The 22,914-nt window shown below is 33.6% G+C and carries 20 protein-coding genes and 2 tRNA genes; 11 read left to right on the top strand and 11 right to left on the bottom strand.

The features are described 5' to 3' along the window. Positions 1-173 precede the first annotated feature (173 nt). Positions 174-1,775 (bottom strand): malate synthase A, encoded by a 1,602-nt coding sequence (gene aceB, locus BXU01_RS12785; protein ID WP_083693684.1) that lies wholly within the window; start codon positions 1,773-1,775, stop codon positions 174-176. Between the two features lie 197 nt (positions 1,776-1,972). Here aceB and BXU01_RS12780 point away from each other — a divergent pair, with 197 nt between their 5' ends. The 4 genes from BXU01_RS12780 to BXU01_RS12765 all read left to right on the top strand — a co-directional run bounded on the left by BXU01_RS12780 (position 1,973) and on the right by BXU01_RS12765 (position 5,720). Next, positions 1,973-3,454 carry a helix-turn-helix domain-containing protein gene (locus BXU01_RS12780; RefSeq protein ID WP_083693556.1) on the top strand — a complete coding sequence of 494 codons (1,482 nt, stop codon included), beginning with the start codon at positions 1,973-1,975 and terminating at the stop codon, positions 3,452-3,454. Between the two features lie 5 nt (positions 3,455-3,459). After that, a complete protein-coding gene (locus BXU01_RS12775) occupies positions 3,460-3,819 on the top strand; it encodes a hypothetical protein (protein WP_083693555.1) in 360 nt (119 codons plus the stop codon). A gap of 496 nt (positions 3,820-4,315) precedes the next feature. Beyond that, positions 4,316-5,032, top strand: coding sequence for a pirin family protein (locus tag BXU01_RS12770; protein WP_083693554.1), 717 nt, complete (start codon positions 4,316-4,318; stop codon positions 5,030-5,032). A 154-nt stretch (positions 5,033-5,186) separates the two neighbouring features. Then, positions 5,187-5,720 carry a YceI family protein gene (locus BXU01_RS12765; protein WP_083693683.1) on the top strand — a complete coding sequence of 178 codons (534 nt, stop codon included), beginning with the start codon at positions 5,187-5,189 and terminating at the stop codon, positions 5,718-5,720. A gap of 141 nt (positions 5,721-5,861) precedes the next feature. Here the strand turns inward: BXU01_RS12765 and BXU01_RS12760 are convergent, their stop codons facing one another. Further along, complete coding sequence (locus tag BXU01_RS12760) at positions 5,862-6,725, bottom strand: helix-turn-helix domain-containing protein (protein ID WP_083693553.1); 864 nt, start codon at positions 6,723-6,725, stop codon at positions 5,862-5,864. A gap of 96 nt (positions 6,726-6,821) precedes the next feature. Between BXU01_RS12760 and BXU01_RS12755 the strand changes: the two genes are divergently transcribed. Together BXU01_RS12755 and fabD are read left to right on the top strand one after the other, a co-directional pair. After that, positions 6,822-7,184, top strand: coding sequence for a DUF983 domain-containing protein (locus BXU01_RS12755; RefSeq protein ID WP_083693552.1), 363 nt, complete (start codon positions 6,822-6,824; stop codon positions 7,182-7,184). Between the two features lie 71 nt (positions 7,185-7,255). Next, on the top strand, positions 7,256-8,131 hold the full coding sequence (gene fabD / locus BXU01_RS12750; protein ID WP_056190824.1) for an ACP S-malonyltransferase: 876 nt from the start codon (positions 7,256-7,258) through the stop codon (positions 8,129-8,131). A 409-nt stretch (positions 8,132-8,540) separates the two neighbouring features. Here fabD and BXU01_RS12745 read toward each other — a convergent pair whose 3' ends face one another. From BXU01_RS12745 to BXU01_RS12730, 4 genes are all read right to left on the bottom strand, one after another. Beyond that, complete coding sequence (locus BXU01_RS12745) at positions 8,541-8,723, bottom strand: hypothetical protein (protein ID WP_083693551.1); 183 nt, start codon at positions 8,721-8,723, stop codon at positions 8,541-8,543. Between the two features lie 143 nt (positions 8,724-8,866). Further along, a complete protein-coding gene (gene galE, locus BXU01_RS12740) occupies positions 8,867-9,880 on the bottom strand; it encodes a UDP-glucose 4-epimerase GalE (protein ID WP_083693550.1) in 1,014 nt (337 codons plus the stop codon). Positions 9,881-9,894: 14 nt separating this feature from the next. Next, entirely contained in the window at positions 9,895-10,302 is a 408-nt protein-coding gene (locus BXU01_RS12735) for a nuclear transport factor 2 family protein (protein ID WP_255373759.1), read from the bottom strand. 36 nt (positions 10,303-10,338) lie between these two features. Then, on the bottom strand, positions 10,339-11,472 hold the full coding sequence (locus BXU01_RS12730; protein ID WP_083693548.1) for a DegT/DnrJ/EryC1/StrS aminotransferase family protein: 1,134 nt from the start codon (positions 11,470-11,472) through the stop codon (positions 10,339-10,341). A gap of 136 nt (positions 11,473-11,608) precedes the next feature. On the opposite strand from BXU01_RS12730, the gene BXU01_RS12725 reads away from it, so the two are divergent. Next, the gene (locus BXU01_RS12725; RefSeq protein WP_083693547.1) at positions 11,609-12,838 is read left to right on the top strand and encodes a 3-deoxy-D-manno-octulosonic acid transferase; all 1,230 of its coding nucleotides are present in this window, start codon (positions 11,609-11,611) and stop codon (positions 12,836-12,838) included. Between the two features lie 348 nt (positions 12,839-13,186). Beyond that, on the top strand, positions 13,187-13,399 hold the full coding sequence (locus tag BXU01_RS12720; RefSeq protein ID WP_055095081.1) for a hypothetical protein: 213 nt from the start codon (positions 13,187-13,189) through the stop codon (positions 13,397-13,399). Between the two features lie 115 nt (positions 13,400-13,514). Here BXU01_RS12720 and BXU01_RS12715 read toward each other — a convergent pair whose 3' ends face one another. The 4 genes from BXU01_RS12715 to mutS form a co-directional block, all read right to left on the bottom strand. Beyond that, the gene (locus BXU01_RS12715) at positions 13,515-13,889 is read right to left on the bottom strand and encodes a DUF1508 domain-containing protein (RefSeq protein WP_083693546.1); all 375 of its coding nucleotides are present in this window, start codon (positions 13,887-13,889) and stop codon (positions 13,515-13,517) included. Between the two features lie 152 nt (positions 13,890-14,041). After that, a tRNA-Leu gene (locus BXU01_RS12710) sits at positions 14,042-14,127 on the bottom strand. A 14-nt stretch (positions 14,128-14,141) separates the two neighbouring features. Next, a tRNA-Gly gene (locus BXU01_RS12705) sits at positions 14,142-14,214 on the bottom strand. Positions 14,215-14,373: 159 nt separating this feature from the next. Then, positions 14,374-16,980, bottom strand: a complete 2,607-nt coding sequence (mutS, locus tag BXU01_RS12700) for a DNA mismatch repair protein MutS (RefSeq protein WP_083693545.1) — start codon at positions 16,978-16,980, stop codon at positions 14,374-14,376. A gap of 156 nt (positions 16,981-17,136) precedes the next feature. Here mutS and BXU01_RS12695 point away from each other — a divergent pair, with 156 nt between their 5' ends. From BXU01_RS12695 to BXU01_RS23890, 3 genes are all read left to right on the top strand, one after another. Beyond that, entirely contained in the window at positions 17,137-17,571 is a 435-nt protein-coding gene (locus tag BXU01_RS12695) for a DUF1573 domain-containing protein (protein ID WP_055095086.1), read from the top strand. A 76-nt stretch (positions 17,572-17,647) separates the two neighbouring features. Then, positions 17,648-18,193, top strand: a complete 546-nt coding sequence (locus tag BXU01_RS12690) for an RNA methyltransferase (protein WP_083693544.1) — start codon at positions 17,648-17,650, stop codon at positions 18,191-18,193. A 102-nt stretch (positions 18,194-18,295) separates the two neighbouring features. Then, a complete protein-coding gene (locus BXU01_RS23890) occupies positions 18,296-21,529 on the top strand; it encodes a T9SS type B sorting domain-containing protein (protein ID WP_255373758.1) in 3,234 nt (1,077 codons plus the stop codon). Between the two features lie 177 nt (positions 21,530-21,706). Here BXU01_RS23890 and folK read toward each other — a convergent pair whose 3' ends face one another. Next, positions 21,707-22,840, bottom strand: coding sequence for a 2-amino-4-hydroxy-6-hydroxymethyldihydropteridine diphosphokinase (gene folK / locus BXU01_RS12680; RefSeq protein ID WP_083693543.1), 1,134 nt, complete (start codon positions 22,838-22,840; stop codon positions 21,707-21,709). Between the last annotated feature and the right edge of the window lie 74 nt (positions 22,841-22,914).

Raw genomic sequence — 22,914 nt, 5'->3', positions numbered from 1 at the left:
GAGTTTAATTTTTAAACACATAGAGACATAGCTTTTCTTTGTGGTTAAAGGCATTTCATTTGTTTAAACAAACATAGCTATGTGTAAAAATCCAGATTTTTTTCAAAACTCTTTTTTATTCACATTTTAAACCTATGTCTCTATGTGTTTAAAAATTAAACCCAGTATTTTCTTTATAAATATTTGTAGCAAGGAATCGTCAAAAAGTCAACAAAATCCGGATTTACAACTAGTCTTTCCAGAACTTTTTCGGCCAAAGGAAATTGACGTTTTTCATGATTTTCCTCGCCTAATTCGTCTTTGATTTTTTTGAATTCATCTAAGGCCAATTCATGATAATAAGCCAGATCTAATTTTCGCCCATTATCTAAAAGCACTTTGTTTTGAAGCCATTGCCACAATTGCGATCTCGAAATTTCGGCCGTTGCTGCGTCTTCCATTAAATTATGTAATGCTGCGGCACCTTGTCCGTTAAGCCATGAAGCCAGATATAAAACTCCAACGTTTATATTTTTTCGAACACCATTTTCAGTGATGATTCCAATTGGTGGCTCAATTAGATCTGCTTCTGTAATTTTTCGATGTTCTCTTTTTATATGAATCTGGTTTGGAGTTGGCATTCCTTTATCAAAAATTTCTTTTGCAATGGCAACCAAATCGGGATGTGCAACCCAGGTTCCGTCGTGACCATTTTTTACTTCTCTTTCTTTATCAGTTTTTACTTTGGCGAAAGCAACGGCATTGGCTTCTTCATTATTTCGAATCGGAATTTGAGCTGCCATTCCGCCAATCGCATGAATACCTCTTTTATGACATCTTTGAATCACCAAATTCGAATAGGCATTCATAAAAGGCGAAGTCATATTTACCTGATCGCGATCTGGAACGATAAATTTTGGATTTTTTCTAAACTTTTTAATGTAGGAGAAAATATAATCCCAACGTCCGCAGTTCAAGCCAACGATATGTTCTTTTAGTTCATAAATGATTTCATCCAACTGAAAACTAGCAGTAATAGTCTCGATTAAAACCGTCACTTTTATTGTGCCTCTTTTCAGTTTTAGATAATCTTCTGTAAAATCAATTACAGTATTCCACCAACGCGCTTCTAGATAATGTTCTAATTTCGGAATGTAGAAGTACGGTCCTGAATTGTTTTCTAAAAGTCGTTTATGATTGTGAAAAACATACAAACCAAAATCTACCAAAGAGCCCGAAACTTCATTTCCTTCTATCAAAACATGTTTTTCAGGCAAATGCAAACCTCTCGGGCGAACAATTAATGTTGCCGTTTTCTCATTTAAATGATAGGATTTTTGTTTCGCCAAATCGGTATACGTAATTGTTTTGTTAACCGCATCGATTAAATTCATTTGCCCATCCATCAAATTTTGCCAGGTTGGTGAAGTACTATCTTCAAAATCGGCCATAAAGGTTTTTGCGCCAGAATTTAAAGCATTGATAATCATTTTACGATCAACAGGTCCGGTGATTTCTACTCTTCTGTCCAGTAAATCTTTTGGAATTTCTCCAGCTGTCCAATTACCTTCTCTGACACTTTTTGTTTCCGGAGTAAAAACCGGCATGACGCCCTGATCAAAAGCAGTTTGTTTTTGCTCGCGTTGTAACAATAACAGTTTTCGTTGCGATTCGAATTTTCGATGCAAATCGGTGATAAAAACAATTGCCTCTTCTGTCCAGATCTTTGGATAAGAAAGCTTCTTTTCGGCTAAAAATTCCATTGCCGTTTCGGTAATTTCTAATTGGTTTTTCATAGCTGTGAATTTTATTTTCATTAGTAAGAATTGAATTGATTATAGCTTTTCGAAAAACATTTAATCACAACAATCTGATATCTAATATTTTCTACACCACAATATTAGAAAAAAGTTTTTTACAAAACAAGCGAACGTTCGCTAAATGTTAAAAATAATTTTTTGGCGATTATTTTTCAAATGCTTATATTTGATTTATGGATATCGAAAAAGACTATATAAAGCTGATCTTTGGGCTAAAACTCAAGCAAGTTCGCACCCAAAAAAATCTTTCACTTTTTGGCCTGGCCAAACTCACAAATCTTTCAAAATCATACTTAAATGAGATTGAAAAAGGAAAAAAATATCCAAAAACAGATAAAATTTTACTGCTTTGTACGCATTTAGACATTCCTTACGATCAATTAGTATCGTTAAAACTCGATAATAACCTTGCTCCGATTGGCGAAATTTTAAAGTCAGGAATTTTAAAAGAGATTCCATTAGAGCTTTTTGGCATTCAGGAAGCAGATTTAATTGATATTATTGCCAATGCTCCGGCAAAAGTCAATGCGTTTATTAGTACGATTATCGAAATTGCGCAACATTATAATCTAAGTCGTGAAAGCTTCTTTCTCGCTGCTTTGCGTTCGTATCAGGAAGCGCACAGTAATTATTTTGAAGATCTTGAAGAAAAAGTAATTGCATTTTCAAAGTCGTTTCAGATTAATCTGGATTCTAAAATTAGTATCGAAGAATTGCAAGCTATCCTAAAAGAAGAATACGAATACACTATAAAAGAAATTGTTTTTACAGATCAGGAAGCTTTGGGGGATTTGCGTTCGATTTATGTTCCTAAAAGCAAAACATTATTGCTTTCTACAGAACTCGATGCGCCACAAAAAGCTTTTATTTTAGCCAAAGAAATTGCGTATAATTACCTAAACATTTCAGATCGATTGTTGACTTTCAGTTGGATTAAGTTTGAAAATTTCGATCAGGTTTTACACAATTTCTACGCTTCTTATTTTGCCGGAGCCTTATTATTGCCGAGGAAATTAATTGTAGATAAAATCAATTCTTTCCTGGAAAATGAAAATCCAAAACCGGAAGCTTTTGTAGCGTTAATAGAAAGTTTTGAAGTTTCGCCGGAATCGTTTTACCAGCGTTTAACCAATTTATTACCGAAAGATTTTCAGCTAAAAAACTTGTTCTTTTTAAGATTATCTCATCGGGTTGGTTCTGATGTTTATCAAATTAATAAAGAATTACATATTACGCACCAGCAAGAACCGCACGCGAATGAAACCAACGAACATTACTGCAGAAGATGGGTTTCGGTTAAAACGATTGACGAAGCGATCAAACAAAATAAATCTCACTTTTTTGATGCTCAAATATCGAGCTACGCTAATAGCGGAAATGAATATTTGGTTTTTTCATCGGCTACAAAAGATCCTTTTTCTGAAAATTACATCCGAAGTATTTCTGTGGGAATCTTAATTACTCCGGCAATGAAAAAGAAATTCAAATTTATTGAAGGCAAACCTTTGGTAAAACGAATTGTGGGGGTTACTTGCGAAACTTGTGCCGTTCAGGATTGTCTCGAAAGAGCCGCGCCGCCAATTGTTTTAGAAAGAAAAAAACGCCATGAGAATACAGATGCAGTTGTACAACAGTTTATAAGTCAATATAGTTAAGCGCCATGAAATATTTTACTTTAATACTAACACTACTTTCTATTAATTTAGTCCAGAAAACGCAAAAGCTTACCGGACGCTATAATTATTTAATCGAAGACAACAACTCTTACCTTCAAAAAGACAAAATCACTTTTAATGATAGTGTTTTTGCTTTTGATAATAAGTACCTGCCAAAAGGGAAAATTTCATATGGCAACGTAATACTGTTGGACAATTTTATCAATACTGACTTAATTATAAGTATCTCAAAAGACCAAATTAAAAAAGACACTATTCCGTTTTACATGCATAATAAGCAAGGTTCGGCTGCGAATTATCTTGACGAGGTTGTTGGAAAAGGGATATTGATTAAGATTAAGTAATCTCGCAAAGTCGCGAAATCGCAAAGTTTTATTATTCTTTTGAACTCAACCACAATCTTGTCATCTTGACGAAGGAGAGATCGCACAAGAAACTCCTAACCAATAATAGCCAATCTTTGTCGATTATGATTGCGTAGAATGGATTGATCCCGAAGCTTCGGGACATCCCTACAATATCATTCGTTCCTCTGGAACTTTTATGCAAATTGGAAATATAGATTTCTTATGAAAATAAAAGCTCTCGCATAGCCTCGATAGAAGTGAAAATCCTTTTGTGCCGGCGTTCGGCACAAAAGATTGAAACGTCCCGAAGCTTCGGGAGCGGGACGTCACGTCTTTTGAAAACAAAATTTCTGCTCCTAAAAAACATCACAAAAAAACTTAGTACCTCAGAACCTCTTAAACTCAGCACCCTAAAGAACTTAATCTAGGTTAAGTGCGTTTCATTGACCTTGGTGGTATCTTTGTACTATAAAAATAACAAAACACATAGATCATGGAAAATATAGTATTACACAAAGCAGAAACTAGAGGAAACGCAAATCACGGATGGCTTAACGCATATCACAGCTTTAGTTTTGCGAGCTGGTATAACCCTGAAAGAATTCAGTTTGGAGCGCTTCGTGTTTTGAACGATGACACGATTGCAGGCGGAATGGGTTTCGGAACACATCCACACGATAATATGGAGATTATTACTATTCCGTTAGAAGGCGATTTAGCGCACAAAGACAGCATGGGAAATACTGAAATCATCAAAAATGGAGATATTCAGGTTATGAGTGCCGGAACTGGAGTTCAGCATAGTGAGTTTAACCCAAATGCGGATCAGCAGACTAAATTGTTACAAATATGGTTGTTCCCAAATAAAAGAAATGTAGAACCTCGTTACCAACAAATAACTTTAGATGTTGCTGACAGACACAATAAATTAGCACAAATACTATCTCCAAATGCTGACGATGAAGGAGTTTGGATTCATCAGGATGCCTGGTTTAATATGGGGAATTTTGACTCAGGTCTGTCTACTGAATACAAAATCAAAAAAGAAGGAAACGGAGTTTACGCTTTTGTTTTAAAAGGAAATATAACCATCAACGGTCAGGAATTAAACACTCGTGATGCTGTTGGAATTTCAGGAACCGATATCTTAAATATAAAAGCAAATACTGATGCGGAGTTTTTATTAATGGATATTCCGATGAACTATTAATTTAACAACATTCTTCAAACAATAAAAACAAAAATACTGATATTCAAAAAGTTACTTCGTTATTTATTTCTTAATCTAGGTTAAGTGCTTAACAAAGACAATCGAAGTAACTTTGTCTTATCAAAATGAAATTAATTATTTAAAAATAAAAATTATGGCAACTACAAAATGGTCAATTGACCCAACACATTCAGAAATTGGTTTTAAAGTTAAACACATGATGTTTACAAATGTTTCAGGTAAATTTGGAACTTACGACGCAACAATTACTACAGACGGAGATAACTTCGAAAATGCAGATATCCAATTTTCTGGTGATATCGCATCTATCGACACAGCAAATGCTGACAGAGATGGTCACTTGAGAAGTGCAGATTTCTTTGATGTTGAAAACAATCCAAAATTAACTTTCAAAGCTTCATCTTTCAAAAAAATTGATGCTGGAGATTATGAATTAACTGGAGATTTAACAATCAAAGGTATTTCAAAAGAAGTTAAATTTCCTGTAGAATATAGCGGAATCTTAACTGATCCTTGGGGAAATACAAAAGTAGGTTTAAGTATAGAAGGAAAAATAAATCGTAAAGACTGGGGTTTAAACTGGAACTCTGCTCTTGAAACTGGTGGTGTTTTAGTTGGAGAAGAAGTTCGTTTAAACATCGAATTACAATTTGTAAAACAAGCTTAATTCTTTTAGAATAGATTTAATTTGGTTGGTTGAAAAGCCTGCACTTTTTAGGAAGTGCAGGCTTTTTTTTATTAGCCACGAATTCACGAATTATTTCAAAATTTGCGCATAAAAAATTCGTGAATTCGTGGCTAATAAAATTCAACGTATTGCATTTCGGAATTCTGTTGGTGACATTCCGGTTTGTTTTTTGAAGAATCGCGAGAAATACGAATAATCTTCATAACCAACTTTAAACGCTACTTCGTTTACAGCTAATTGTTTGTCGATCAGCATTCTTTTTATTTCTAAAACTACACGATCTGTAATAACTTCGGTGGCTGTTTTTTGAAGAATTTCATTGCAGATTCTGTTTAAATGCTTCAAGGTTATATTTAGTTTTTCGGCATAAAAAGACGGTAATTTTTCTTGTCTGAAATATTGCTCCAAAAGCATTTCGAACTTATCGATTTTAATATTATAGGAATGCGTTTGATGCGAATAGGTTTCGTTGTATTTACGAGCAATCTCGATATGAATACAATCTAATAAATTCAGCATTTTATCGAGTTGATAGCGATTTTCCTGATTGTTTTCCTGAATCAGTAAATTAAAATACGGAAGGATTTTTGGAATTTCTTTTTCCTCAAAAACCATTTCCGGTCGGTTATGTATCGAATGATAAAAGTTATACTCGTTGATGTTTTTTTGTCCGAAATAGAGATTATACAATTCCTGCGAAAAGATTATCACAAAGCCTTCAATATCTTCAGACAAACTCCAATGATGCATTTGTCCGGGTTGCAAAACAAATAAACTTCCATTTTTTATTGCAAATTGATCAAAATCTATTTCATGCTGCCCTGAACCTTTTGTGAAAAATACCATTAAATACGAATCATGTCGATGTGGCTCTTCGACAAAACTGTGACTTTTTAGATGCTCTTTGAATGTATTTACATAAAAATCACGGTGAATATCATTGCAACTGAAATTCTGGACACTATAAACGGGATATTTTTTCATGACAAATGTCTTTATTGTGCTATAAGTAGCGAAGATATAAAAAAGACTTTTATCCTACTCTGGATTACCTTTGTATAAATAAAAAACAACAAGATCATGTCAAGTGCATTAACTCATATTTTAAGCAACGAATGTCCTATTTGTCATAAAGGAAAAGTTTTTAAAGACAAGAATATTTTTCTAAATTTTAGCTTGCCAAAAATGAATGAATATTGCAGTCATTGCAATTACAAGTTCCAGAAAGAACCTGGTTATTTCTTTGGCGCCATGTATGTAAACTACGGATTAACAGTTGCTCAGGCAATTACAACGTATTGTATTGCTCAGTTTTTCTTTGAGAAAAATTTCGATTTAAGAATCATTCCTATTATTGCCGTTGTGATTATCCTGCTTACTTCTTTCAATCTTAGATTTTCAAGATTAGCATGGATTTACATGTTTAAGGATTATACGAAATAAAAAAGTACTATTTTTGCCTTTCAATTGAAACTAATTTTCAATTTAAAAAAATTCAATCTTAAATTAGACAAATGAAAGCATACGTATTTCCAGGTCAGGGCGCACAGTTTACAGGAATGGGCAAAGACTTATATGAAAGCTCGGCTTTAGCCAAAGAATTATTCGAAAAAGCCAATGAAATTTTAGGTTTTAGAATTACAGATATCATGTTCGAAGGTACTGCCGAAGAACTAAAAGAAACTAAAGTTACACAACCTGCTGTTTTTTTACACTCGGTTATTTTAGCAAAAACTTTAGGCGAAGATTTTAAACCAGAAATGGTTGCAGGACATTCTTTAGGAGAATTCTCTGCATTGGTTGCAAACGGAACTTTATCTTTTGAAGATGGTCTTAAATTAGTTTCTCAACGTGCTCTTGCGATGCAAAAAGCTTGCGAAATTACTCCATCTACAATGGCTGCTGTTTTAGGTTTAGCTGATAATATCGTAGAAGAAGTTTGTGCTTCTATCGACGGAATTGTAGTTGCTGCAAACTACAACTGCCCAGGACAATTAGTAATTTCAGGAGAAACTACTGCCGTTGAAAAGGCTTGTGAAGCTATGAAAGCTGCCGGAGCAAAACGCGCTTTAATTTTACCTGTTGGAGGAGCTTTTCACTCACCAATGATGGAACCTGCAAGAGAAGAATTGGCTGCTGCAATTGAAGCAACTACATTCTCTACTCCTATTTGCCCAGTTTATCAAAACGTAACTGCAAATGCGGTTTCTGATGCAAACGAAATCAAAAAGAACTTAATTATTCAATTGACTGCTCCTGTAAAATGGACTCAATCTGTACAACAAATGATCGCTGATGGTGCTACTTTGTTTACTGAAGTTGGTCCAGGAAAAGTATTAGCCGGCTTGATTAATAAAATAGATAAAGAAGCGGTTACTGCGAATGCTTAATTTTTAGTATTCAGTCGCAGTTTTCAGTGATAAACAGTATAAATTTAAATCCTCATATACTTTGATTAGTTTATGAGGATTTTGCTTTTACAGCTCATTTGCTTCACAAGAATTATTATTTATAATACCTGTTATTAAATAATAATTCTCATTTTTTTCAAAAAAGATATACCATGTTGTTCTTGGATTTACTTTATAAAAAATATAATTTGAACCTAAATATTTAATATTATTTGGAGTTTTCTTATGTGTTGTTTTCTTTATTCTATCAGGAATTGCCTTGTAAATATCAGATACATATTTTTCTGCAGATTCTATAAATCCAAATATTCTTTCTTATACAATTCATTAATCAAGTCATCTAAAAATCTAACAACATCTGGTGTAGAGTTTATTTCTATTTGCCCCACTACTCTCTTATTCTCCTGATTGATTCCGCTTTAGCTTCTTCCAGTGTTAATCCTTTTGCGAACTCTGCATCAAAATCAAAAGTTTCAGGGTCTATTCCTTTAAATTTAGGTTTTTGAACTTCGTATTCTACGGAAGGTTCTTCAACCTTATCATTTTTCGAGTCTTCTCTTTTCTTATTCATAATTCCTACAAATTAATCTTACAAATTTACAAAATAAATCAACCCAAAATAAAAAATCCCAAACAATCTAATGATTATTTGGGATTTTAATATTCTATTGTTAGACGCACTGCTGTGCGCCTCTACGGAATATCTTTATGTACTTAAGAACGAACTTTTTGTTCCCATTTCCATGCACTCGCCATTGCTTCGTCCAGGCTTAATTGAGCTTTCCAGCCTAAAACATCATTTGCTTTATCTGTATTGGCGTAAGCTTCGGTTATATCACCTTCGCGGCGCGGCATAATTTTATATGGCAATTTTTTATCGCTTACTTTTTCGAAACTATGAATTACTTCCAGAACTGAACTTCCTGTTCCGGTACCTAAATTAAAGGTTTCTACTTTTTGTACATTCTTTTTGTTAAACAAACGCTGTAATGCAATAACATGTGCTTTTGCTAAATCGACAACGTGAATATAATCCCGAACTGCAGTTCCGTCTGGAGTTGGATAGTCGTCTCCAAAAACTGATAATTCTTTACGCAATCCTACTCCGGTTTGTGTAATAAAAGGAACTAAATTTTGCGGAACCCCAATTGGTAATTCTCCAATTTCAGTTGTTGCATGCGCTCCAACCGGATTAAAATAACGAAGTAAAATTGCGCTTATATTGGTTACTTTCGCTGTATCTATAATAATCTCTTCTCCTATTTGTTTCGTATTTCCGTAAGGAGACATTGCTGTCTGCACAGGAGCATCTTCTGTAATTGGCATTTTTTCGGCTTGACCGTAAACCGTACAAGAAGAACTAAAAATAAAACTTGCTTCCGGTTTTTGCTGCAATTCCTGTAAAAGATATACTAAACTGCTAATGTTGTTCTCATAATATAATAACGGATTTTCAACACTTTCGCCAACTGCTTTTGAAGCAGCAAAATGAATTACCCCAGTAACATCATTGTGTTTTTTAAAGAAATCCTGAACCGCCGATTTTTCTCTTAAATCTAACTTTTCAAATAAAGGTGTTTTTCCTGTAATATTGGTTATTCCTTTTAAAACATCTTCTGTAGAATTTGAAAGATTATCAATTATCACAACTTCGAAGCCTTCATTTTGCAATTCGACTACCGTGTGAGAACCAATGAATCCTAATCCTCCTGTTACTAATACTTTCATTTTTTGGTTAATTTTTATGTAGTTAATTTATAAGCTTGTCTAGCAATAAGAACCCAGTGATTTCTTTGCTTTTGCCAAACAAGCATTATTCCTATCTTAATATCTCTGTCAATTCCCTCATCTTTAGTATGAGCTGACAGAACATGTCTAACTATTGCTACATCATTCTGAATAGTTATGGTTTGGTTTTGAAAATCTATTGTTACAAAATCAGATTTCCCGCTAACGATTCCATCTATAAATTCTGTCTGATTTTGAAAATTACCATTCGAATGAACGTAATTCAACCTTTCAGAAGTTAACGCTTTTAATTTACTTCCATCAGCATCAATCATTGCCTTACGCAAAATTTCAACTTGATTATTGACTGCGGCTTCTTCTTTTGCATTTGATTTTTGAGCAAAAGCAGAAAACTGCACCATAATCAACAGGATTAAAACACGGAAACTTCTCATATATTATTTATGTAAAAATTCTAAAACCGAATCTGTAATAAATTTAATTTGCTCATCATCTAATTCTGTATGCATTGGCAAAGCAATAACTTCCTGAACCAATTGGTTTGTAACCGGAAATTGTTCTTCTTTATAACGCGTATCTACATAAGCTTTTTGCGAATGCAACGGAATCGGGTAGTAAATCGCACACGGAATTTGCTTATCCTGCAAATGCTGCAATAAAGCATTTCTGTCTGCATCGATAATTCTCAATACATATTGATGAAAAACGTGATCGTTTTCGTTTGCATCAAATTCCGGCGTTATAATATGTGCATTTCCTGCGAAAGCTGCATTGTATTTTGAAGCTGCTAAACGACGTGCTGTATTATATTCGTCTAACAAAGGTAATTTTGCATTTAAAACCCCAGCCTGAATACTATCTAAACGTGAATTTACACCTACAACATCATGGTGGTAACGCTCGTACATTCCGTGATTTACGATTCCGCGGATGATGTGCGCTAATTTATCGTCATTCGTAAAAATTGCTCCACCATCTCCGTAACATCCTAAATTTTTAGAAGGGAAAAATGAAGTTGCAGCAACGTGACCAATAACACCTACTTTGCTTTTTGTACCTGATTTCGAAATATAATCAGCTCCAATTGCTTGTGCATTATCTTCGATTACATACAAATTATGTTCAGCAGCAATTTCCATAATCGCATCCATATTTGCTGCGCGACCAAATAAATGTACCGGAACAATTGCTTTTGTTTTTGGTGTAATTGCTTTTTTAATTGCTTCGATATCAATATTCATGTTTGTGATATCAACATCTACCAAAACAGGAGTTAACTGCAATAAAGCGATAACCTCAACAGTAGCTGCAAAAGTAAAATCAGCAGTAATAACTTCATCGCCTGGTTTTAGATCTAATCCCATCATGGCGATTTGCAAAGCATCTGTACCATTTGCACACGGAATTACGTGTTTTGCCCCTAAATAATCTTCAAGATTTTTTTGAAATTGATGAACCAATGGTCCATTTATATAAGTATTTGTATCTAAAACTTCTTGAATCGAAGCATCAACGGTAGTTTTTATTTTTTCGTATTGACTCTTTAAGTCAACCATTTGAATTTTTTTCATTTTCAATATATTTTTAAAATTAAAGATCTGTTTTTAAACCAGAATCTCTAAAAGGAGGAACAAAAATAGTTATTTAATACCTTCAAACCAATGAAAATAATCGAAAGAAACGTAATTTAGCCACAAAAATAAACAGATGCTTTTTCTATATAATTTAGTTATTTCTATTACAGGTTTTTTTCTGAAAATTGTAGCCCTTTTTAGTCCGAAAATTAAGCTTTTTGTTGATGGCAGAAAAGATGTTTTTAGCATTTTAAAACAAAAAATAAAACCAACCGACAAAACTATTTGGTTTCACTCTGCTTCATTAGGCGAATACGAACAAGGTTTACCGGTAATCGAAAAAATCAAGGAAAAATATCCTCAACATAAAATCATTGTTACCTTTTTCTCTCCTTCCGGATACGAAGTACGTAAAAACAACACAGTAGCTGATGTTACTGTATATCTGCCATTAGACACGAAAGGAAATGCTAAGAAATTTCTAAAAATAGCACATCCTGAATTGGCATTTTTTATTAAATATGAATTCTGGCTAAATTATCTAAAAGAACTGGAAACAAGCAAAACTCCTACTTATTTAATTTCAGGGATTTTCAGAAACAACCAAATGTTTTTTAAATGGTATGGTGGATTCTACAGAAAAGCATTAAAAGCTTTTACTTACTTTTTTGTCCAGAATGAAAGTTCGAAGGAAAAAATTGAAAGCATAGGATTTCACAATGTTATTGTTTCCGGCGATACTCGTTTTGATCGTGTAAATGCAATTTTAGAAAGAGACAATACGCTTGATTTTATCGAAAAATTCAAAAATAATGCACCTACTATAATAATAGGAAGCTCCTGGCCAAAAGATGAAGCTTTATTAGCTGAATATATCAATCAGGCACCGGATCATGTAAAATTTATTATTGCTCCGCACAACATCAAAGCAGATCAGATAGCGAGTTTAAAAAGTCAAATTACGAAATCTACTGTTTTGTTTTCTGAAAAAGAAAACCATGATTTGCCAAAATTCAATGTATTTATCATCGATACAGTGGGCTTACTGACTAAAATCTACAGCTACGGAACCATAGCTTATGTAGGGGGAGGTTTTGGAAATCCGGGAATTCATAACATTCTCGAACCAGCCACATTTGGAATACCAATTGTAATTGGTCCAAATTACTCCAATTTTGCAGAAGCGGTTCAATTAGTTACACTTGAAGGATGTATTGTAATTTCTAACCAAAATGAACTAAAACAAAATTTGGATCACTTGCTTAATGATCCAAAATTTTTAGAAGAAAAAAGTCGCATTTGCAAATCGTATATTCAGGATAATACCGGCGCAACAAATACCATTATGAATATCGTTTCTTAAGAGGTTTATTCAAACAATATAGTATTTTGTGTCATTATTATTTATAAAAGAGCTTAAACGAGATCTTTTTCGCTTTTAGAGTTTATTAAATAATGAATCAAAAACAAAATAAACTGCAAGGAAGCGAATAAAATTAGCCAATTCCTTTATTGAATATTCAACAAAAAATAATCTAATCAAAAAATACAATAATATAACATAATTTTAGCATTGTGGCATATTATTTGATAACTAAGATAATCGTGAGCAATGAAAATATTTTAAAAAAAAAATAAAAAAATATTTTACATATTAAAAAATTTATATCTTTGCCACGAATTAATAATTAACCTTTTATAATAAAGTAAGATGAAAAAAGTATTTTTAAGTTTAGCTGTTGTTGCTGTTTTAACTGTTGTTTCTTGTAAAAAAGCTGATGCTGCAGCTACTGAGTCTGTAGATTCTACTGCTGTTGCTGTTGATTCTGCTGCTGCTGTAGTTGATTCTGCTGCTGCAACTGTTGATTCTGCTGCTGCTAAAGTTGATTCTGCTGCTGCTAAAGTAGAAGAAGTAAAAAAATAATTAGAACTTAGTTCTAAAGATTTTAAAACCATCCTTGAGATGGTTTTTTTTTGTGCCTAATTTTAATGATTAGCATCCGCAAAAAAAAAGCGATCGCCATGGCGATCGCTTTTTTTTATTCCTCAACTTCTTCTTCGATTATTTCATCCTCAAAAATTGATTCACTTGATGAAAAATCCAAAATCTCCGACTTTGAAGCATATGTTACAATTTCTTTTATTCCCTTTTGCAAAAGCAATTCCGTGGTGTATTTACGACTTGTAGCAAAATGAATCTCTCCCAACATCAATTTAAAAAAATACTTCCCTCCAGAGCCTTTAAATTTTAAAAACTTAGCCTGATCTATATTTGCTTTAAATTTCTCAATATCCTCCTCACCTTCAAACTTCAATTCATAACTCAAACTCGTAAATATCACTTTACCCTTCCTAGAAGTAAATACGAATTTATACTCATCGTTAAACCTTTTGCTAATTACGAAAGCACCCATTTATTATTTTAGATTTTAGATTGTTGATTTTAGTCCCGATAGCTATCGGGGTAGATTCTTAGATTCTTTAAAATAAATTTACGAAGTAAATTTATTTTACGCTGTGCGAGTTTACACAATAAAAAAAGCCTCTTCAAAAGAAGAGGCTTTAGTACTCAGAGCGGGACTTGAACCCGCACGAACATTGCTGTTCACTGGATTTTAAGTCCAGCGTGTCTACCAATTTCACCATCCGAGCATTATATGGCATTGAGCGAAAAACGGGGCTCGAACCCGCGACCTCGACCTTGGCAAGGTCGCGCTCTACCAACTGAGCTATTTTCGCGTTTCAAATTCTTGTAAGAACTACAATACTTGACTTGTGCTGTATTGCGAGTGCAAATTTAGGACATTTATTCAATTATACAAGCGTTTTTTGAAAAAAATTACACTTATTTTATAACTTTCTGATAACCTAAACTTTAAACTTGAAAACTTTTAAATTTTATTTCTTAACCAGCATTCTTTTGATCTCATTGAGTTTCATCAGTGCTTCAACCGGAGTTATGGCGTTTATATCGAGACTCATAATTTCTTCTTTTATTTCTTCTAATAAAGGATCATCCAGATTAAAGAAACTCATTTGCATTTCATCACCAGCTTCCTTAATTCCGTTTAGCGCTTCGTTTGAATGGTTCTTCTCTAATTTCTTTAATAACTTTTGCGCTTTTAAAATTACAATTTGAGGCATTCCAGCCATTTTTGCGACATGAATTCCAAAACTATGCGCACTTCCTCCTTTTACAAGCTTTCTGATAAAAAGAACAGTATCTTTTAATTCTTTTACCGCCACATTATAATTCTGAATCCTCGGCAAAGATTCTGTCATTTCATTTAACTCATGATAATGCGTTGCAAACAACGTTTTTGGTTTCCCCGGATGTTCATGCAAAAACTCCGCAATCGCCCAGGCAATCGAGATTCCGTCATACGTACTTGTTCCTCTTCCAATTTCATCCAGCAGCACCAAACTACGATCTGAAATATTATTCAAAATAGAAGCCGTTTCATTCATCTCGACCATAAAGGTAGATTCTCCCATCGAAATATTATCTGACGCTCCTACTCTGGTAAAGATTTTATCTACAATTCCCATTCTAACGCTGTCAGCAGGAACAAAACTTCCCATTTGAGCCAATAGTACAATCAAAGCGGTTTGTCTTAAAATAGCCGACTTACCAGACATGTTAGGTCCGGTAATCATAATAATTTGCTGCGTTTCTCTGTCTAAATAAACATCGTTGGCAATATATGGGGTTCCAACCGGCAATTGTTTTTCGATAACAGGGTGTCTTCCGTTTTTGATCTCAAGTTCAAATGTTTCATCAATTTCAGGACATACATATAAATTCTCTACCGCCAATTGTGTAAAGGAACATAAACAATCTAATTGTGCCACCAAATTAGCATTCATTTGAACCGGCTTGATATAAGTAGCAATCCAGGCCACTAATTGTTCAAAAAGATCTGTTTCTATTTTATGAATTTTCTCTTCGGCTCCTAAAATCTTTGTTTCGTATTCTTTTAATTCTTCGGTTATATAACGCTCGGCATTTACCAGGGTTTGTTTACGAATCCACTCTGTTGGTACTTTATCCTTATGTGTATTTCTAACTTCGATATAATAACCAAAAACGTTATTGAAAGATATTTTTAAAGAAGAAATTCCCGTTCTTTCTGATTCTCTTTTTTCAATTCCTTCTAAATATTCTTTTCCCGAAGTTGAAATAGCACGCAAATCATCCAGTTCTTCGCTAATACCTTTTGCAATTGCATTTCCTTTTGCAATCGCAACAGGCGCATCCTGATTTAAAGTGGTTTTGATTTTCTCTCTCAACAAATCACAAGCATGCAAACTATCTCCAATAATTTTCACAGCTTCTTGCGGACTTGCAAGTGCTAAAGTTTTTATTGGAATAATAGCATCCAGAGATTCTTTTAAATAAACAATTTCGCGAGGGGAAACTTTTCCGGCAGCAATTTTAGAAATCAAACGTTCTAAATCTGAAATTTGTTTGATTTGATATTGAATATTATACAGTACTTCAGAATTTGCTTTCAGATATGAAACCACATCATGACGTCCTTTTATTTTATTACTATCTTTTAATGGTAAAGCCAGCCAGCGTTTCAACAAACGTCCTCCCATTGGCGAAAGCGTTCTGTCGATTACATCTAATAATGTAACCGCATTTGGATTATAACTGTGGTATAATTCTAAGTTTCTAATGGTAAAACGATCCATCCAGACATAAGCATCTTCGGCAATACGCTGAATCGCGGTAATATGCTGTACACGATTGTGCTGCGTTTCGGATAGATAATATAAAATCGCTCCGGAAGCAATAATACCTTCTTTTAATTCTTCGATTCCAAAACCTTTCAACGAAACAGTCTGAAAATGTTTGGTTAAAGTTTCTAATGCATAATCTTCTTTATAAATCCAGTCTTCCAGATAAAAAGTATGAAAATCTTCTCCAAAAGAAGCTTTAAAGTCTCCTTTATTATTCTTTGGAACCAGAATTTCACTCGGATTAAAATTCTGCAATAATTTATCGATGTATTCTGCATTTCCCTGAGCCGTTAAAAACTCTCCTGTTGAAACATCCAGAAAAGAAACTCCGATATTTTTATTAGCAAAATAAACAGATGCTAAAAAGTTATTTGTTTTTGATTGTAAAACCTCATCATTTAAAGAAACTCCAGGAGTTACCAATTCAGTAACACCACGTTTTACAATAGTTTTGGTCATTTTTGGATCTTCAAGCTGATCACAAATCGCTACACGAAGTCCTGCTTTTACCAATTTTGGTAAATACGTATTAATAGAATGATGCGGAAAACCTGCTAATGCAGTTTCCGTTTCTGAACCCGCACCTCTTTTGGTCAGGGTAATCCCAAGGATTTTTGAAGCCCTAATAGCATCTTCTCCAAAGGTTTCATAAAAATCACCCACTCTAAAAAGCAGACATGCATCAGGATATTTTCTCTTGATTTCGTTGTACTGTTTCATTAAAGGTGTTTCTTTCACCACTTTCTCTTTCGCTGCCAAATTATTGTGTTTTAAATGAAAATTAAGACAGCGAATTTATAATATTTTAAAGGAATATCGAAGAGGATCAAAAATTAAAATATTTTAAGATTTTTTTATATTAACATATAAGATTTTTATATAGATTTGTTTATAATTAAAACAAAGATTCTAAAGATGAAAAAAATAATTTTATTCGCTATGTTAGCTGTAGTTGGAATTACTGCTTCTAACGCTCAAGCTAAAAAAACAACTGCTAAAGCTGCTAAGGTTGCTAAGGTTGAAGGAGCTGGAATGGCTTTCGAAACAGAAACTATTGATTACGGAACTATCGCTCATAATGCTGATGGAAAACGTGAATTCGTTTTTGTAAACAACGGAACGAAACCATTAATCATTACAAATACACAAGGATCTTGTGGTTGTACTGTACCAACAACTCCAAAAGAGCCAATCGCTCCGGGTGCTAAAGGTATTATTGGTGTAAAATATGCTACTGACAGAGTTGGTGCTTTTACAAAAACAGTAACTGTTACTTCTAATGCTGAAGGACAACCAACAAAAGTACTTACTATTAAAGGTACAGTTTTACCAGATCCAGTAAAAAGCTAATCTGAAAACAAAATAAAATAATCGAAAAAGCTTCCTTATCTTTGGAAGCTTTTTTTATGACCTGAATTTACACCCAATGAGAAAACTTGAAAATAGCGAACTGGACAGAAAATCAATTGAAGATTTTAAAAAATCAGACAAAACACCTCTTATAATAGTGTTAGACGACATCCGTAGTCTACATAATATAGGATCTGTGTTTAGAACTTCTGATGCTTTTTTGGTTGAAAAAATAATCCTGTGCGGTATTACAGCAACTCCTCCAAATAAAGAAATTCATAAAACTGCTCTTGGTGCTACCGAAACTGTGGCTTGGGAACATCACGAAAATGTATTAGAAGTTATTGAAAATCTTAAAAAGGAAAATGTAATAACAATGGCAATTGAGCAGGTTGAAAGCTCTGTTTTCCTTCAGGATTTTAAAGTAGAGAAAAATCAAAAATATGCTCTTGTTTTTGGTAATGAGGTTTATGGCGTTGCTCAGGAAGCGGTTGCAATTTGCGATGGCTGTATCGAAATACCACAATTAGGAACCAAACATTCCCTGAATATTGCCGTAAGTGCGGGAATTGTTGTTTGGGATTTGTTTCAGAAATTAAACTGGCCAACTACTACGATTTAACGAAGAGCTACTATTTTTTACAAACAAAATAACTGATTACCAGCATTTATTTTACAATTCTCTTAAGTACATTTACGAAAGAGAATTAGAAATAGATTGCTTATGAAAAATAGAATTACCTGGTTTTTATTTTTAATTGGTTTTTTCGGTTATGCCCAATTTACACCGATTCCGGATCCAAACTTTGAAAAAGCTTTAATTGATTTAGGAATTGACAGTGGCGTAATTGATGGTAAAGTTCTAACAGCACAAATTAGTGAAATAACATCTTTAGAAATTCCAGGAAAAAACATTTCAGATTTAACAGGAATTGAAGCTTTTGTAAAATTAGAGCAACTAAACATTGGCGCAATTGACACTGATCCAAGTCAAAGAAATAGAATCAGTACTTTAAATCTTTCCAATAATTTACAGCTTACTTATTTAATTTGCAGTTTTAATAACTTAACACAGCTTGATCTCTCAAATAATATCAATCTAGAGTTTTTATACATCGACAATAATAATTTTACAAGCATTGATGTTTCTAAAAATACAGCTTTAACTATGCTTTTTGCCAGAAATAACAAACTGACAACTATAGATTTAAGCAAAAACCCTTCTTTAAATACCTTAAATCTAGACAATAACTTATTACTGAACTTAGATATTTCTAACAATCTATTATTAATTACATTAAACTGTATAGGGAATCAACTCACTATTTTAGATGTTTCTAAAAATAGCAAACTTATAACTCTAAGCTGCGGGTTTAATAAACTCTCTACTTTAGACACTTCACAAAATACTGGTTTAAATTATTTAAATTGTGAAAACAATCAAATAGCCAGTTTAGATCTTAGTAAAAATCTATATTTAAGAATTTTATATTGCAGCACGAATAAATTAACAGCTTTAAGTGTTTCTAAAAATGCATATTTAATTGATTTATTCTGCAACTCTAATCAGTTATCAACTATTGATATTGCCCAAAATCTCCTTCTAAAAAGTCTTAACATCGATAATAATCAATTATTAAACCTGGATACTTCAAATAATTTGTCTTTAATATTTTTTTATTGCGGTTCTAATAAACTACCTGTCCTTGATGTTTCAAAAAACGTTGCTTTAACTCATCTTAGAGTCAACGACAATCAACTACTTAGTTTGAACTTAAAAAACGGAAGCAATACTAATATAAAAGAACTGGATATAAAGTCGAACCCAAATCTGAGCTGCATACAAGTAGATAACAAATCCTACTCTGATACTAACTGGCCTTCTTATAAAGATGCCATTGCAATGTATGCTGATAAATGTAATGCCAGCACAACTCTTCCGCCAGTGCTAAATGCTTCGGGCGATCAATTCTATTGCCCCACAAATAATATTAAAATTGTTACTGATTTTTCTATAACACATGATCCCGGAGAAACAGGAACACAAGCAGTATATATTCAAATTTCATCTGGTTATTCTTCCGGTTTTGATCTTCTCAAACTTTTAAATCCTGCTTTGTACCCCAATATAAAAGAAATTTGGGACGCATCATCAGGAAAGCTGACTCTGACAAGTCCAGCTGGTATCGATTTATTGTATTCAGATATAGTGGCTGCTGTAAAAGATGTTGTATTTACAAATTCTTCAGCAACATCTTCAGGAACCAGAACTTTTTCTATAACTATTGGTCAAGCCAATTATTTGCCTTCAACCCAACATTATTATTTATTTGTTCCCAGTATTGGCATTACATGGTCAGCTGCAAAAACTGCTGCTGAAGCCAGAAATTACTATGGATTAAAAGGATATCTGGCTACTATTTTATCTACGGATGAAGCTAAATTAATTGGAGAACAAGCTTCCGGAACGGGCTGGATTGGCGGAAGCGATACTGAAACCGACAATGTCTGGAAATGGGTTACAGGACCTGAAGCGGGAACTGTTTTCTGGAACGGAACTGCAAATGGATCCACTCCAAATTTTGCTTTCTGGAATAGCGGAGAACCAAATAATCAGGGAGGAAATGAAAAATATGCACATGTTACCCAACCCGGCATTGGAATAAAAGGATCCTGGAATGATTTGTCGAATGCAGGAGATACAAGCGGCAATTATCAGCCTAAAGGTTATGTGGTAGAATATGGCGGAATGCCGGGTGAATTGCCTTTAAAAATTGCCGCGAGTACTAAAATTACAATTCCGGTTGCAACACCTGATCCAAATCTAAACTCTGTTTGTGATTCAGGAAGTTTTACATTAAACGCAACAGCAACAACCGGAGCAACAATTAGCTGGCATGATGCCGCTATTGGCGGAAATTTATTAGCAACAGGAAATTCATATACAACTCCAATACTAAATACAACGACAACTTATTATGTTGATGCCGGATGCGAATCAAATAGAAAACCGGTCGTTGTTACCGTAAATGCAACGCCAAGTCAACCTGTTGCAGCTTCATCAACAGTTTATAATTGCGGATCAGGAAGTGTTGTTCTTGCAGCCAATGCAAACGTTGGCATCATTAATTGGTTTACATCTTCTACTGGAGGAACAAGCGTTTATATGGGCAATAACTTTACTACACCTACAATTTCTGCCAACACTACTTATTATGCAGAAGCTTCAAATAGTATGTGCATCAATTCAAATCGTACACCGGTAAATGTTGTTATTTATACTCCTCCTGCTGTTATAAATGAAACTTTGGCCTTGTGCCAATTTCAAAAAATTACTCTTGATGCAGGGATTGCAGGAATGACTTATTTATGGAATACCGGCGCAACATCTCCAACTATTGATGCAAATACTGGCGGAACTTATACAGTAGACGTTACAAGTCCCGCTCCTGAAAATTGTACGAGCCGAAAAACAATAATAGTCAATGAACGCCTGCTTCCTCAAGTAGATCGAATTGATGTAAACGGAACGACAGCCGTAATTTATCTAAAAAAAGAACTTGATTATTTTGAATATTCTGTAGATGGAGCAAATTTTCAGGATTCTAATGTGTTTTATAATGTTGCCGGAGGTTTACAAACTGCCTATGTAAGAGACAAAAACGGCTGTGGACAAACGACACAAAATTTTGTGGTACTTGTTTTTCCGCCATTTTTCACACCCAATAATGATTCTTATAATGATTTATGGGAAGTAACGGGAATGGAAAATTATCCGGAAGCACAGGTAACTATTTTTGATCGTTATGGAAAATTAATAGCACAATTAAATGCTTCTAAAATGAGCTGGGACGGAACTTTTGAGCAAACGCCATTACCTGCTTCAGATTATTGGTATGCCCTGAAAATTGATAATACGAAACCTGTTTTAAGAGGTCATTTTACTTTAAAGAGATAATATTTTTAATTAGAAAATGTGCCAATTAGAAAATGGGATAATTAAAAATACGTTCTCAGAATTATCTAATTGACACATTCTCTAATTATCTAATTAATAGCTTGTCAATTAGATAATGAGATAATTGAAAATTGCGTTGCCAAAATTATCTAATTGGCACATTCTCTAATTATCTAATTAACTTAACTTCTTTTGGATTTCGTTTAAGATAAAAAGATAATCTTCGTGTTTTTTTACAAAATCACGATCAGAAACATCTATGATTAAAACATTCAAATCGGTTTGGGATTTAATATAGTCCAGATATCCATTATTGATTTTATCCAGATATTCGGCTTCAATGTTCTGTTCGTAAGTTCTGCCGCGCTTTTTGATGTTTTGAAGCAATCGTTCAGAGTTCTGATATAAGTAAACATACAAATCCGGTTTTGGCATTTCCTTGTATATGATATCAAATAAGTTTCGATACAAGCGATATTCGTCTTCGGCTAAAGTAATTTTAGCAAAAATCAAGGATTTAAAAATATGATAATCGGCGACTATAAAATCCTTGAACAAATCAAACTGTGCCAAATCATCTGATAATTGCTGATAACGATCTGCAAGGAAAGACATTTCTAACGGAAAAGCATATCGATTTTGATCTTTATAAAATTTGGGTAAAAAAGGATTGTCCGCAAAACGTTCCAAAACCATTTTTGCATTAAAATCTTCAGCTATTTTTTGTACCAAAGTAGTTTTTCCTGCTCCAATATTTCCTTCAAAAGCAATATAATTAAAATTTTCCAGTGCAATTTGACGCAAAGGATTTTTTAAATCCTGAACTATTGTACAAACGCTGTCATCTGGTGAAATCGCAATTAATTCCGGAATAGATTTCTGAAAAACAGGATGTTTCCAATCTAATTTTAAATCCTGCACAGGCAATAAAACAAAGTTCCTGTTTTGCATTAAAGGATGCGGAACCTGTAATTTCTCAGAATCAATAATTTCATCGTCAAAAACAATCACATCCACATCTATAATTCTGGATTGATATCCTTGCTCATTAGATCTGATTCGTCCTAACTGTTTTTCGACTTTTAGAACCTGATTCAGGATTTTTTGTGCTGATGAAGTGGTGTGTAAAACTAAAGCACAGTTATAAAAAGCATCGCTCTCAAAACCCCAGGCAGGAGTTTCATATAGTTTTGAAACCCTGATTACAGTTCCTACTTCGTGATGTATCAAATCGATACAACTTTCGATGTTTGCTAACCTGTTTCCCTGATTACTTCCTATAGATAAAACGACTTGATGCTGTGACTTCATAATTAATGCAAATTAACTAAAACTATTCCAGAATTAACCACATTATTTAACTCAAGAATCAGAAGTTTCCAACT

Origin of the sequence: [Flexibacter] sp. ATCC 35103, assembly GCF_001975985.1 — a bacterium.
In the GTDB taxonomy this organism is placed as follows: Bacteria; Bacteroidota; Bacteroidia; order Flavobacteriales; family Flavobacteriaceae; genus Flavobacterium.
The sequence above is the reverse complement of the archived record's forward strand: the minus strand, read 5'-3'. Positions and strand labels throughout refer to the sequence as shown.

Coding starts and splice junctions, on each gene's coding strand:
- BXU01_RS12695 (WP_055095086.1), top strand. CDS start 17,137: ATGAAAAAAATAATTTTATTCGCTATGTTAGCTGTAGTTGGAATTACT.
- BXU01_RS12760 (WP_083693553.1), bottom strand. CDS start 6,725: ATGAAAAAATATCCCGTTTATAGTGTCCAGAATTTCAGTTGCAATGAT.
- BXU01_RS12735 (WP_255373759.1), bottom strand. CDS start 10,302: ATGGTGCAGTTTTCTGCTTTTGCTCAAAAATCAAATGCAAAAGAAGAA.
- BXU01_RS12690 (WP_083693544.1), top strand. CDS start 17,648: ATGAGAAAACTTGAAAATAGCGAACTGGACAGAAAATCAATTGAAGAT.
- BXU01_RS12780 (WP_083693556.1), top strand. CDS start 1,973: ATGGATATCGAAAAAGACTATATAAAGCTGATCTTTGGGCTAAAACTC.
- BXU01_RS12775 (WP_083693555.1), top strand. CDS start 3,460: ATGAAATATTTTACTTTAATACTAACACTACTTTCTATTAATTTAGTC.
- BXU01_RS12745 (WP_083693551.1), bottom strand. CDS start 8,723: ATGAATAAGAAAAGAGAAGACTCGAAAAATGATAAGGTTGAAGAACCT.
- galE (WP_083693550.1), bottom strand. CDS start 9,880: ATGAAAGTATTAGTAACAGGAGGATTAGGATTCATTGGTTCTCACACG.
- aceB (WP_083693684.1), bottom strand. CDS start 1,775: ATGAAAAACCAATTAGAAATTACCGAAACGGCAATGGAATTTTTAGCC.
- fabD (WP_056190824.1), top strand. CDS start 7,256: ATGAAAGCATACGTATTTCCAGGTCAGGGCGCACAGTTTACAGGAATG.
- BXU01_RS12720 (WP_055095081.1), top strand. CDS start 13,187: ATGAAAAAAGTATTTTTAAGTTTAGCTGTTGTTGCTGTTTTAACTGTT.
- BXU01_RS12755 (WP_083693552.1), top strand. CDS start 6,822: ATGTCAAGTGCATTAACTCATATTTTAAGCAACGAATGTCCTATTTGT.
- folK (WP_083693543.1), bottom strand. CDS start 22,840: ATGAAGTCACAGCATCAAGTCGTTTTATCTATAGGAAGTAATCAGGGA.
- BXU01_RS12725 (WP_083693547.1), top strand. CDS start 11,609: ATGCTTTTTCTATATAATTTAGTTATTTCTATTACAGGTTTTTTTCTG.
- BXU01_RS12715 (WP_083693546.1), bottom strand. CDS start 13,889: ATGGGTGCTTTCGTAATTAGCAAAAGGTTTAACGATGAGTATAAATTC.
- BXU01_RS12765 (WP_083693683.1), top strand. CDS start 5,187: ATGGCAACTACAAAATGGTCAATTGACCCAACACATTCAGAAATTGGT.
- BXU01_RS12770 (WP_083693554.1), top strand. CDS start 4,316: ATGGAAAATATAGTATTACACAAAGCAGAAACTAGAGGAAACGCAAAT.
- BXU01_RS12730 (WP_083693548.1), bottom strand. CDS start 11,472: ATGAAAAAAATTCAAATGGTTGACTTAAAGAGTCAATACGAAAAAATA.
- BXU01_RS23890 (WP_255373758.1), top strand. CDS start 18,296: ATGAAAAATAGAATTACCTGGTTTTTATTTTTAATTGGTTTTTTCGGT.